The 11,915-nt window shown below is 72.9% G+C and carries 10 protein-coding genes; 3 read left to right on the forward strand and 7 right to left on the reverse strand.

The features are described 5' to 3' along the window. A partial coding sequence (locus tag AOK23_RS40985) for a C40 family peptidase (protein WP_206336430.1) occupies positions 1-358 on the forward strand: 358 nt, incomplete at its 5' end. Between the two features lie 86 nt (positions 359-444). On the opposite strand, the gene AOK23_RS40990 is transcribed toward AOK23_RS40985, so the two are convergent. From AOK23_RS40990 to AOK23_RS41010, 5 genes are read right to left on the reverse strand one after another with little or no spacing between them, the layout of a single operon-like run. Next, complete coding sequence (locus AOK23_RS40990) at positions 445-1,683, reverse strand: styrene monooxygenase/indole monooxygenase family protein (protein WP_055717491.1); 1,239 nt, start codon at positions 1,681-1,683, stop codon at positions 445-447. Positions 1,684-1,731: 48 nt separating this feature from the next. Further along, positions 1,732-2,490, reverse strand: coding sequence for an ATP/GTP-binding protein (locus AOK23_RS40995; RefSeq protein WP_055717492.1), 759 nt, complete (start codon positions 2,488-2,490; stop codon positions 1,732-1,734). After that, positions 2,471-2,971 (reverse strand): DUF742 domain-containing protein, encoded by a 501-nt coding sequence (locus AOK23_RS41000; RefSeq protein ID WP_079049995.1) that lies wholly within the window; start codon positions 2,969-2,971, stop codon positions 2,471-2,473. The genes AOK23_RS40995 and AOK23_RS41000 overlap by 20 nt, the downstream gene beginning before the upstream one ends. Further along, complete coding sequence (locus tag AOK23_RS41005; RefSeq protein ID WP_055518822.1) at positions 2,968-3,480, reverse strand: roadblock/LC7 domain-containing protein; 513 nt, start codon at positions 3,478-3,480, stop codon at positions 2,968-2,970. Before AOK23_RS41005 ends, AOK23_RS41000 begins: the two co-directional genes overlap by 4 nt. Beyond that, a complete protein-coding gene (locus AOK23_RS41010; RefSeq protein WP_055717494.1) occupies positions 3,477-6,410 on the reverse strand; it encodes a sensor histidine kinase in 2,934 nt (977 codons plus the stop codon). Before AOK23_RS41010 ends, AOK23_RS41005 begins: the two co-directional genes overlap by 4 nt. A gap of 370 nt (positions 6,411-6,780) precedes the next feature. On the opposite strand from AOK23_RS41010, the gene AOK23_RS41015 reads away from it, so the two are divergent. Further along, positions 6,781-7,566 (forward strand): protein phosphatase 2C domain-containing protein, encoded by a 786-nt coding sequence (locus AOK23_RS41015; RefSeq protein WP_055717495.1) that lies wholly within the window; start codon positions 6,781-6,783, stop codon positions 7,564-7,566. Positions 7,567-7,696: 130 nt separating this feature from the next. Here AOK23_RS41015 and AOK23_RS41020 read toward each other — a convergent pair whose 3' ends face one another. Together AOK23_RS41020 and lon are read right to left on the reverse strand one after the other, a co-directional pair. Then, on the reverse strand, positions 7,697-8,191 hold the full coding sequence (locus AOK23_RS41020) for a MarR family winged helix-turn-helix transcriptional regulator (RefSeq protein ID WP_055717496.1): 495 nt from the start codon (positions 8,189-8,191) through the stop codon (positions 7,697-7,699). 286 nt (positions 8,192-8,477) lie between these two features. Beyond that, positions 8,478-10,880, reverse strand: a complete 2,403-nt coding sequence (gene lon, locus AOK23_RS41025; RefSeq protein WP_055717497.1) for an endopeptidase La — start codon at positions 10,878-10,880, stop codon at positions 8,478-8,480. A gap of 188 nt (positions 10,881-11,068) precedes the next feature. Here lon and AOK23_RS41030 point away from each other — a divergent pair, with 188 nt between their 5' ends. Then, positions 11,069-11,749 (forward strand): GNAT family N-acetyltransferase, encoded by a 681-nt coding sequence (locus AOK23_RS41030; RefSeq protein WP_079049996.1) that lies wholly within the window; start codon positions 11,069-11,071, stop codon positions 11,747-11,749. Positions 11,750-11,915: the final 166 nt, after the last annotated feature.

The following is an 11,915-nucleotide window of genomic DNA, read 5'->3' on the forward strand; positions in this document are numbered from 1 at the left end:
GGCGTACGACTGCTCGGGGCTGACCTCCCTCGCCTGGTCGCACGCCGGACGCCGCATCCCCCGCACCAGCCAGGCCCAGTGGGCCCGTCTCCCGCGCATCCCCCTCACCAAGCTGCGCCCCGGTGACCTGGTCCTGTACTACCCGAAGGCCACCCATGTCGCGCTCTACCTGGGCAAGGGCCTGGTCGTGCAGGCCCCCCGCCCCGGCACCACCGTCAAGGTCTCCCCGATCGCCGCCCACCCCCTCCTGGGCGCCGTACGCCCCGACCCCAAGGCCAAACCCCTGAAACGGTTCGCCCTCCCGAAACTCCCGAGGGCGGCGAAGAAGGGCTCGGACACGGGCTACAACGTGTGGTGAGGGAGGAGGGGGCCCGTGATGTCGTGTGAGGGGAGGCCGGCGAGCGTCTCCGGCGCGGTGGCCGGGGCGCGTCGCCCCCGCGGCGCTCAGCCGCCCGCGACCTCCGACAGGTACGCCTCGGTCTTCTCCGCCTCGAAGAAGTAGTTCTCGAAGTCCGCCGGGTCGTCGAAGCCGTTCGCGAAGCGGTCGGCCACGCGGGGCAGGGCGCCGGCCGCGCCGATGAGGGTCAGCACGTGCTCCGGCGGCTCCCCGAGCATCGCGTTCGTCCACTTCGTCGCCGGGCCCGCCGTCTGCGCCCAGAACCGTTCGAACGTGCGCCGCATCCACGCCTCGTCGAACTCCGCGTCCCCGTGGTCCAGGATGGCCCGCAGATACGCCGCCGCGCACTTGGACGCCGTGTTGGCGCCCTGGCCGGTGAGCGGATCGTTGGCCACGACCACGTCGGCCACGCCGAAGGCGAGCCCACCGCCCGGCAGATGGGCGACCGGCTGCCGCACGACGGGGGTGTACCGGCCGGCCAGCACCCCGCCCGCGTCGGTGAGTTCGACCCGGCCGGTCCGCGCGTACTCCCACGGGACGAACCGCTCCATGAGGTCCAGGGTCAGGGCGAGGTGCTCGGACGGGTCGGTGACACCCTGGAAGACGTCCGCCGGGCCGCCGGGCACCCCCTCCCAGAAGAGCACGTCCGCCCAGCCGGACGTGGTCAGCGTGGAGGTGACGAAGAGTTCACCGACGCCGGGCACCAGATTGCAGCGGGCCACCTCGTGGTCGGGGTGCTCGGGGCGGGGCTCCAGGCCGTGGACGTAGGCCGCGGCGAGGGAACGCTGCGGACGGGTGAACGGCGAACGGGCGGCGTCACGGGCGAACATGGAGACCAGCTCGCCCTTGCCCGCGGCGACCAGGACCAGGTCGTGGACCCGGGCGAAGTAGTCGAGGTCGGAGACGGCCGCGCCGTGGATGACCAGTTGGCCGCCCCGCTGGGCGAACGTGTCCAGCCAGCCGGCCATCTTCACCCGCTGGTCGACGGACTGGGCGTACCCGTCGAGCCGCCCCACCCAGTCGACGAGGCGCTCGGCGCCGGGGCCGGAGACGGAGACGCCGATGCCCGTCATCCTCGGCGCCTGGGACTCCCAGAAGTTCAGCCCGAGATCCCGCTCGTGCTGGAGGGCGGTGTGGAACATGCACTGCGTCGACATGACCCGCCCGTGCCGGATCTCGTCCGCCGTACGGTTGGACATCAGCGTGACCTCGTACCCGTGCGACTGGAGGCCGAGGGCGAGTTGGAGCCCGGACTGGCCGGCTCCGACGACGAGTATCTTCCGCATCCGGACTGGTCTCCTACGCCTCTGTGTGCCCCGCGCCCCCCGCCGGGGCTACTCGGGGCTGACGGATATCGCGTGGCCGCAGAGCGCGAGCAGGGTCTCCAGCACCGAGGCCCGGTTCCGCGCGTCCATGATCATGACAGGTACATGGGCGGGCACGGTCAGCGCGTCCCGTACGTCCTCCGGCTCGTAGCGGTCGCTGTCGTCGAACTCGTTGACGGCGACGATGTACGGCAGGCCGCAGCTCTCGAAGTAGTCGAGCGCGGGGAAGCAGTCGGTGAGACGGCGGGTGTCGGCGAGGACGATGGCGCCGATCGCGCCGCGCACCAGGTCGTCCCACATGAACCAGAACCGCTCCTGGCCGGGCGTGCCGAACAGGTAGAGGACGAGGTCGTCGTCGAGGGTGATGCGGCCGTAGTCCATGGCCACGGTGGTGGTGATCTTCTCCGGGGTCGCGGAGAGGTCGTCCGTGGCGGCGCTGGCCTCGGTCATCAGGGCCTCGGTGCGCAGCGGGGTGATCTCGGAGACCGCGCCGACGAGGGTGGTCTTGCCGACGCCGAAGCCGCCCGCCACCACGATCTTGGTGGCGATGGGGGCGCGGGACAGGTCGGCCTGCCAGGGTTTCAGGTCCTCCTCGGGCTCCGGCGCGTACCGGGGCATGGGCGCCCCGGCCAGGCGGTCGAGACCGCGGGAGGCGGCCCGGGCGAAGCCGCCGGGCCGGGGGGCGTCGACGGTGACGCCCGGGGTGACGCCGGGCGAGGCGTCGGGGGTGACGCCAGGCGAGGCGGCGTCAGAGACTGCGGAGTCCACTCAGCACCCTTTCCAGCAGAGCGCGGTCCGGCTGTCCCGGGCCGTGACCTGTTCCGTACACACGGATCTTTCCCTGGTCCGCGAGATCGCTGAGGAGGACGCGGACCACGCCGAGCGGCATCTTGAGCAGCGCGGCGATCTCCGCCACCGTCCGCATACGGCGGCAGAGTTCGACGATGGCCCGCATCTCGGGCATCACCTTGCCGGTGAGGGAACCTCCGCCGCTGCCGGACGCGTGGGCGCTGAGCCCGTCCGGCTCCGGCCTGTCGGCCGGGGCTTCGAGTACGGCGACGAAGGTCTCGACGAGGAGCACATGACCAAAGCGGGTGCGGCCGCCCGTCAGGGAGTAGGGGCGTACGCGTGCGGGTTTGCGGTCCCCGCCGCGCATCGGGAGTCTTTTGTGGGGGCTCCGTTGCGGGCCCGGCTTCCTCGCCGAGCCCGGCTTGGGGGCACGCGCCCTCGTCTTCTTGGCGCCGCTCATCGCCTGCTCCCGGCCGCCTCGATCTCCTCGGCCTCCAGGGACTTGCGCAGTTCGCTGCGGAGTTCGGGCGTGAGGACGTGTCCGGCGCGGCCGACGAAGAGGGCCATGTGGTACGCGACCACGCTCATGTCGCAGTCCGGGGAGCCGTGGACGCCGAGCAGCGAGCCGTCGCTGATCGACATCACGAAGAGGCTGCCCTCGTCCATCGCGACCATCGTCTGCTTGACCCCGCCGAACTCCATCAGCTTGGCGGCGCCGATGGTGAGGCTGCCGATGCCGGAGACGATGGTGGCGAGGTCGGCGGCGGAGCCCCGGGGGCCCTGGGGCCGTTCACCCTGGGCCTCGCGGGCCTCGGCGTTGCGGCCGGGGTCGGAGGAGAGCAGCAGCAGACCGTCGGAGGAGACCACCGCGACCGACAGCAGTCCCGGCACCTCCTCGACGAGGTTGGTCAGCAGCCAGTGCAGGTTGCGGGCTTCACTGCTCAAGCCGAAGGTACTGGGCGCGGTCAACTGCTTGCCTCCTCGGAAGTGCCCCCCGTGGTGTCAACTGCCTCTGTCCGGTACTCCTGTGGCTCGGGTGCCCGTGTCTCGCCCGACTGCTCGGCGATCTCCGCCTCGACGTCACGGCGTCCCTCCCTGGCCCCCTGGTGGAACCCGCCGAGCCGACGCCTGAGCTCCTCGGCGTTCACGCCCCCCGCGCGCGGCTTGGGGGTCGTGGGCACGGGCGCGGTGATCCGGGGCGTGCGCTTGGGCAGGCCCTTGTCGGTGAGGCGCGGGGCCTTCGCCGGCGTGCGCGCCGCGTCCCCCTCGTCGGCGGCGCGCTCATGGGTGTCGGGGCCGATGGTGTACGGGTCGTCGGCGTCCTCGTCGGCGGCCTGCTCCGGGACCACGGGAGCGAACAGCTCCATGGTGGTCTCGGAGACGGACTCCGTCGGTGCCCCCGGCGGGTCCTCCCGTACGTCGTCGTCCTCGTCGTCCCCGGCCGTGTCCGCGTTCCCCGCGCGGAGGGCCGAGTCGGTGTCCGTGGCCGTGTCCGCGTTCCCCGCGCGGACGGCCGTGTCCGTGTCTGTGGCCGCGTCCCCGTTCGTGGCGGGTGCGGTGTCCTCGTCGTCCGCCGTGCCGGCCGCGTTCCCCGCGCGTCCGGCGGTGTGGGCGGCGTCCCGGGCGAGCAACGCCCGTTCCGCGGCCTCGATCAGCGGGTCGCCGTCGCCCTCGGGTTCGCGGACGGCGACGGTGCGGGCGGGCAGGGCGCCGTCGTTGGTCTCGGCGGCGATGCCGGGCAGCGACAGCACGGGCCCCGCGGTGGGCGCCGGCCCGGCGGCGGGCGGGGCCGGCGTCGTGGCCAGCAGCGTCCTGGGCAGGACGACGACCGCGGCGGTGCCGCCCGGTGTCTGCTCCTGGAGCCGGACCCGGGTGCCCAGCCGGTGGGCGAGGCGGGCCACCACGTAGAGGCCGAGGCCGAGGTCCTCCCCGTCCTCCTGGTCGTAGGGGGCGTCGGGGTCGAAGTCGGTGAGGCGGGCGTTGAGCTTCGCGAGCCGGTCGGCGGGGATGCCGATGCCGCCGTCCTGGACGGAGACGGTGACCTCGCCGTTCTCCATCAGCCGACCGGAGACCTCGACGCTCATCTCCGGCGGCGAGAACGTCGTGCCGTTCTCCAGGAGTTCGGCGAGGAGGTGGCTGAGGTCGTCGGCGGCGAACCCGGCGATGTGCGCGCTCGGCGGCAACGCGGCGATACGGACCCGCTCGTAGCGCTCGATCTCGCTGACCGCGGCGCGCACGACGTCGACCAGCGGGACGGCTCCGGCGTGGTGCTGGATGTGCTCGTGGCCGGCGAGGACGAGGAGGTTCTCGCTGTGGCGGCGCATGACCGTCGCGAAGTGGTCGAGCTTGAAGAGGGTGGCGAGCCGGTCGGGGTCCTGCTCGCGCTCCTCCAGGGACTCGATGACGGCGAGCTGCCGTTCGACGAGGCCGAGGGTGCGCAGGGCGAGGTTGACGAACGTGCCGTTGATGCTGTGCTGGATCCTGCCCAGGTGGGCGCCGGCCTCGGCGAGTTCGGCGCGCAGCCGGTCACGTTCGTCGGCCATGGTCTGACGCTGGCCGATGAGGTGCTTGCGGTCGCCCTCCAGGGGCGCGAGCCGCTCGTGCAGGGCGAGGGCGTGCGCGTGAAGCGCGTTGACGGAGCGGACGACCTGGGCGAACTCGTCGTTGCGGCCGGTGAACTTGACGGGTTCCTCGGCGAGGGGGTCGCCGGCGACACGCGCGGAACCGATGCGCAGTACCGCGAGCGGGCGGGTGAGCGAGCGGGCCATGCCGGTGGCGACACCAACGGCGAGGAGCATCAGCGCGCCGAGGAGGGCGACCCGGATCTCCAGCGCGGTGACGTCGTCGTCGCGCAGTTGGGCGAGGTCCTTGGTGCGCCGGTCGTAGAGGGAGGACTCGGCGCCGCGCATCAGGTCGACACGGGCGGAGAGCGCGGCGTCGACCTTGGTGGCGCTGGTGGTCTTCTCGTCGTCGGAGAGGGTGGGCTGGTCGGTGAGGCGCGTGAGGTACTTCTCGGCGGTGTCGGCCTCGGGGCCGGTGACCGTGGCGTCGTACGAGGAGCGGGCGGTGGCGGGCGCGGTCTCGCGGAAGTGGGCGAGGGCGGCGTCGGAGCGGACGCGGGCCTGCTGGGCCGCGGCGCCGAGGGCGTCGCGCTGCTTGTCGTCGGCGGCGGAGGAGCCGGTCGTGGTGGTGGGCAGCCCGGTCGCCGGGTCGATGACGGTCTGCGTGGTCCGCGGCACGCTGAGCGCGGCGACGAGCAGTCCGCGGGCGGCGGCGGCCTGCTGGACGGCGGTGTCGAGTTCGGCGAGGGCGTACGCCCCGCCGCCCGCGCGGGGCGGCAGCTGCTGGGCGAGTTCCTCGGCGAGCGCGTGGAGTTCGGTGACGACGGCGGTGTACGCCTGGTGCGCTTCGAGAGCGGTGCTCTTGCCGGAGAGCGCCGCTTTCCGTACGGCGGCGATGGACCGGATGTCCTCGCGCAGCGCGGCGGAGGTGTCGGTGTCGGCGCTCAGCTCCGCGACCTGGCGGTCGACGCGGTCGGCGCGCTGCTCGTCGGGGGCAGCCGACTTGGGCCGTCCGGCGGCGATGTACGCGGTGACCTCGTCACGCTCGTCGGCGAGAGCGTGGGCGAGGGTGAGCGTCTCCTGGGTCTGCTCGGCGAGCGTGACCAGGGACTGGGTGTCGTGCAGTTGCTCCGAGGCGGCGAGGACCGACGGCGACCCGGCGCCCGCGATGGCGGCGGCGACGACGGCCACGGCGATGATGAGCCGGTTACGTACGTGCGCCTTGCGCCCGGTGCCGACGGTGGGGGCCTGCTGTGCCGTCCCCTGCTGGTTCGGGGAGGCCGCGGAGGCCTTCGAAGCTGCCTTCTTGCCTGCGCGCCGAGGCCGCGTCTTCTGCACCGGTGCTCGCATTCCTGACTCGTGTACCCATGGGCCCGGGTGACGTTCCGTCAACTTGTGAGCGTCCCCCCGGTACGGCTCCCGACCCTCCCAGTGCCGGTGGGTGGTGGTCCCGCATCATCAGTCCCGCCACCCGAAGGAGTGAACATCGCCGGGGAGTTGGCGGGCAAGTTCCCCCGGCTCGTGCCGATGCCCCGCCCGGTCGGCCGGTTGGACGTCGGCGACGCGCTTTGGCAGTATTCGCCGCCGCGCTTCCCCACTCACGATCATTCCATGCCAAACCCGGCGCCCGGGCTGGAGGGTCCGGGGCGTACGGCGACCATTGTCGGCCTTTCGCGGATCTCGTGGAGGGCTCGTGCAGACTGGCCGAATGCGTACGGAACTCGTCTCTGAGCCCGGCCATCCCTCCCGCCCCAACGAGGACTTCGCGTCGGTCGCGCTTCCCGCCGGGGGACAGGGCGGTGCCGTGGTCCTCCTCGACGGCGTGACACCACCGCCCGCCGACTACGGCTGTCGACATTCGGTCGCATGGTTCACCTCCCGCCTCGGCGGCGCACTGACCGAACTGTCCCTTTCGGAACGGGATTCACCCCTGGCCGCCGTTCTTGCGCAGGCCATCTCTCGTACCGCCCGGGCGCACGCCCAAACCTGTGACCTTTCTCACCCAAGAACCCCACAGGCCACAGTGGTTCTGGCGCGGTGGTCGGCACAGACGCTGGAGTACCTGGTCCTCTCCGACTCCGCGCTGCTGTTCGAGGGGCCGGACGGGCTGCTGACGACGGTGCTGGACGACCGTCTGTCCCGGCTCCCGCGGGCCTCCCTCGCCACCGCCGCGATCGCCGACTCGACGGTCCGCAACAAGGAGGGCGGCTTCTGGACGGCGGCGGCCGATCCGGCCGTGGCGGCGCGGGCGGTGACGGGGGCCGTCCCGCGCGAACGGGTCCGGGCCGTGGCCGCCTTGACCGACGGGGCGACCCGCTGGGTGGACATGTTCCGCGAGGGCGGCTGGGAGGACTGCTTCACGTACCTGCGCAAGGAGGGCGCGGCCGCCTTGGTGGAGCGGGTACGGGACCTGGAGGACGCCGACACCGAACGCCGTTTCCTCGGCCGGGCGAAGACCCACGACGACGCGAGCGTGGTGTTCGCGGAGCTGTGAGGGCGCGGAAAGGTGCGGGCACGCGGAGGTGTGCGGGCGCGGGCCGGTGATCGGCGGCGCCCTGAAGACGGCGCCGCCGAGGGGTCCGTGGTGAGGCGCGGTCACCCGGCCCGGCGCGCCGCTCGCGGCGTCAGCCCTCCACGCCCCGGTTCAGCTGATGCAGGAGTCGTGCGAGTTGGGCCACCTCGTCGCGGTCCCAGTCGGCCAGTTGGCGTACGTACGCCACCCGCCGGGCGTCGCGCACCGCGCGGAACCGCGCCCGCCCCTCGTCGGTGAGGTGGACGAGCCAGGCGCGGCCGTCGGCCGGGTCGGGTTCGCGGGCGATGAGGCCGAGGTGTTCGAGGGCGCGCAGCTGACGGGACATCGTGGCCTTGCCGACGCCGATGTACGCGGCGAGTTCCGTGGCGCGCAGCCGTCCCGTCTCGTCGAGCCGGGCGAGGAGGCCGTACGCGGCGGACTCCAGGTCCGGGTGGACCGCCCGGGCCATCTCGCCGGACTTGGCGCGGGCGCGCCGCAGCAGGACCGTCAGTTCCCGCTCCAGCGCGAGGAACGCCTGGTCCATGCCGCCGGTCGGCATCCCGGGCCCGATGTCGCCCTGGCCGCCGTTTCCGCCCTCGTCCTGCACGTCAGCGCTCCTGATCCCGGTTCCGCGTCGCCGAAGAGTTGCCGAAAGTTTCCGCCGCGGACCGCCGTCGCGGGCGGCGCCGTAAGTATTCCGCAGGTGAGGGGTGACACGGACCGCCGGGAACGCGCGCGTGACGGGCCACACCCGTGGCGGGCCACCCAAGGGAGAGGCCCGGGCCTCCCTCACGGGACCCGGGCCTTCCCTCGTCCGGCGGATGTCCGTCACGTCACCGCCGGAGCTTCGCGGGGCCGCCCGTGTGCCGGGCGGCCGTACTGTCGTGCGGCCGTCAGGCGGCCGCCGGGACCGCCACCTCCGCGGGGGCGAGGGCCAGTTCCAGCACCTGGCGGACGTCGGTGACGGCGTGGACCTCCAGCTTGTCGAGGACCTCGGCGGGGACGTCGTCCAGGTCGGCCTCGTTGCGCTTGGGGATGATCACCGTGGTGACCCCGGCCCGGTGCGCGGCGAGCAGCTTCTGCTTGACGCCGCCGATGGGCAGGACCCGCCCGGTGAGCGAGACCTCACCGGTCATCGCCACGTCCGTGCGGACCAGCCGGCCGGACAGCAGCGAGGCCAGGGCCGTCGTCATGGTGACACCGGCGCTCGGTCCGTCCTTGGGCACCGCGCCCGCCGGGAAGTGGATGTGCACGCCCCGGTCCTTCAGATCGGCGACGGGCAGTTCCAGTTCGGCGCCGTGCGAGCGCAGGAAGGAGAGCGCGATCTGCGCGGACTCCTTCATCACGTCGCCCAGCTGCCCGGTGAGCGTCAGTCCCGCCGCGCCCGTCTCCGGGTCGGCCAGCGACGCCTCGACGTAGAGGACGTCGCCGCCGGCGCCGGTGACCGCGAGCCCCGTGGCCACCCCGGGGACGGCCGTGCGCCGCTCCGCCGGGTCCTGGGCGGACTCGGGCACGTGGTGCGGGCGTCCGATCAGTGCGCGCAGGTCGGCGTCCGTGACGGTGAACGGCAGCTCCCGCTCGCCCAGTTCGTGCTGGGCGGCCACCTTGCGCAGCAGCCGGGCGACCGACCGCTCCAGGTTCCGCACCCCGGCCTCGCGGGTGTACTCACCGGCGAGCTTGCGCAGCGCGCTCTCGTCGAGGGTGACCTCGTCGGCGTCGAGGCCGGCCCGCTCCAGCTGCCTCGGCACCAGGTGGTCCCGGGCGATGACGATCTTCTCGTCCTCCGTGTAACCGTCCAGCCGGACGAGCTCCATACGGTCGAGCAGCGCGTCGGGGATGGCTTCCAGGACGTTCGCCGTGGCGAGGAAGACGACGTCGCTCAGGTCCAGCTCCACCTCCAGGTAGTGGTCCCGGAAGGTGTGGTTCTGCGCCGGGTCGAGGACCTCCAGCAGCGCGGCGGCCGGGTCGCCCCGGAAGTCGGAGCCGACCTTGTCGATCTCGTCGAGCAGGACGACGGGGTTCATCGACCCCGCCTCCTTGATGGCGCGGACGATACGGCCGGGCAGCGCGCCCACGTACGTACGCCGGTGGCCGCGGATCTCCGCCTCGTCCCGTACGCCGCCGAGGGCGACCCGGACGAACTTCCGCCCCATGGCGTGCGCCACGGACTCGCCGAGGCTGGTCTTACCCACGCCGGGCGGCCCGACGAGGGCGAGCACGGCACCGCCGCGCCGGCCGCCGACGACACCGAGCCCGCGGTCGGAGCGCCGCTTGCGCACGGCTAGGTACTCGGTGATGCGCTCCTTCACGTCCTCCAGGCCGGCGTGCTCGGCGTCCAGGACACCCTTCGCGCCCTGGATGTCGTAGGCGTCCTCGGTCCGCTCGTTCCACGGCAGTTCGAGCACGGTGTCGAGCCAGGTGCGGATCCAGCCGCCCTCGGGGGACTGGTCGCTGGACCGCTCCAGCTTGTCGACCTCCTTGAGCGCGGCCTCCCTGACCTTCTCGGGCAGGTCGGCGGCCTCGACCCGGGCGCGGTAGTCGTCGGACTCCTCACCCTCCTTCTCGCCGTTCAGCTCGCGCAGTTCCTTGCGGACGGCTTCGAGCTGACGCCGCAGCAGGAACTCCCGCTGCTGCTTGTCGACGCCCTCCTGGACGTCCTTGGCGATGGTCTCGGCGACGTCCTGTTCGGCGAGGTGGTCGCGGAGCTGCTGGGTGGCGAGCTTCAGCCGGGCGACCGGGTCGGCCGTCTCCAGCAGCAGCACCTTCTGCTCGGTCGTCAGGAACGGCGAGTAGCCGGAGTTGTCGGCCAGCGCGGAGACGTCGTCGATCGCCTGCACACGGTCCACGACCTGCCAGGCGCCGCGCTTGCGCAGCCAGCTACTGGCCAGTGCCTTGTACTCGGTGACCAGTTCGGCGACATGGCCGGGCAGCGGCTCCGGCACGCTCTCCTCGACCCGGGTCCCCTCGACCCACAGCGCCGCCCCGGGCCCGGTGGTCCCGGCCCCGATCTTCACGCGGCCGCGTCCCCGGATCAGCGCGCCCGGGTCGCCGTCGGCCAGGCGGCCCACCTGTTCGACGGTGCCGAGCACACCCGTGGCCGCGTACGCGCCGTCGATCCGCGGCACCAGCAGCACCCTCGGCTTACCGCGTTCCGCCCGCGCCGCCGCCTGCGCGGCCTCCACCGCGGCCCGTACATCCGTGTCATTGAGGTCCAGCGGCACCACCATGCCGGGCAGCACGACCTCGTCGTCGAGCGGCAGTACGGGCAGGGTGAGCGGTGCGGACATCGAAGCCATGATCTCTCCCTCGGCATTCAAGTTGAGCTATGCCGACTCAATGCACATGAGCCCGCGGATGTTCCCCGAGGGCCGGGTCGTTCGCTGTGGGCGATCAGGGACGGGACGACGGACCGGCGGCCACCCGCTGACACATCACCCTCACAGGTAATAGCCTGAGCGCCGCTACACCCATTACAGATGGATTGATGTGCCACACCTACACGGGGGCGACAGTGGACGGAATCGTGCGGGCCTGGGTCGACGGCTGGGTCGTCTCGCGGGGCGCGGCGCCCCCGGTGGTGGAGCCCTGGGGCTGCACGATCGACAACGGAACGGCCGCCCACGTCACCCGCCATGTCCTCGCGGGGACCCATGACGACGTCGAGGAGGAGACGGTCCGGAAGGTGGCCGGCGCGGTCACCGGGGTCGGAGTGTGGCTCAAGGTCTTCGCCGACGCGTCGAGAGTCGCCGCCTGCCTGGGCGAGGGCTGGTGGGTCGACCCCGAGCCGGGCTGGCTGATGACCGCGCCCCTGGGGACACCGGAAGGCCCTGCCGTGACCGCCCCGGAGGGCTACCGCCAGCGCACCTGGGCCCGGGGAGGCGTGATCCGCACGATGGTCGCCGCACCGGACGGCTCGTGGGCCGCCCGCGGGCAGATCGCCCCGACGGGGCGGACCGCGGTCGTCGACCAGATAGAGACCTCCGCGTCCCACCGCCGCCGGGGCCTCGGCACGCTCGTCATGCGCACCCTGACCAGGGCGGCGTTCGAGGAGGGCGCGGAGGTCGGTGTACTGAGCGGGACACCGGACGGCCGGGCCCTGTACGCGTCCCTCGGCTGGACGACGGTCGCCCCGCTGACGAGCGCGAGATTCGACGGCGGGCAGTGAGGCGGCCGACCTGCCGAGCGTAGGCGCAGATCACCGCCTCGGGCGGCGGCCGTCGCCGTCAGGGGTTTCGGTGAGTTCGGCGCACAACCGGGTGACGGGTGCGCACCGGAATCCGCCCGGGCATGTCCTTGCCGTTCCCGGTCCTGCCCCGGCCCCGGCCCCGGCC

It is taken from the genome of Streptomyces torulosus (assembly GCF_001419765.1).
In the GTDB taxonomy this organism is placed as follows: domain Bacteria; phylum Actinomycetota; class Actinomycetes; order Streptomycetales; family Streptomycetaceae; genus Streptomyces; species Streptomyces torulosus.

What these genes read in the sequence shown, in the direction of transcription:
- AOK23_RS40990 (WP_055717491.1), bottom strand. Translation starts at nt 1,683, where the DNA reads ATGCGGAAGATACTCGTCGTCGGAGCCGGCCAGTCCGGGCTCCAACTC.
- AOK23_RS41000 (WP_079049995.1), bottom strand. Translation starts at nt 2,971, where the DNA reads ATGAGCGGCGCCAAGAAGACGAGGGCGCGTGCCCCCAAGCCGGGCTCG.
- AOK23_RS41015 (WP_055717495.1), top strand. Translation starts at nt 6,781, where the DNA reads ATGCGTACGGAACTCGTCTCTGAGCCCGGCCATCCCTCCCGCCCCAAC.
- lon (WP_055717497.1), bottom strand. Translation starts at nt 10,880, where the DNA reads ATGGCTTCGATGTCCGCACCGCTCACCCTGCCCGTACTGCCGCTCGAC.
- AOK23_RS41030 (WP_079049996.1), top strand. Translation starts at nt 11,069, where the DNA reads ATGTGCCACACCTACACGGGGGCGACAGTGGACGGAATCGTGCGGGCC.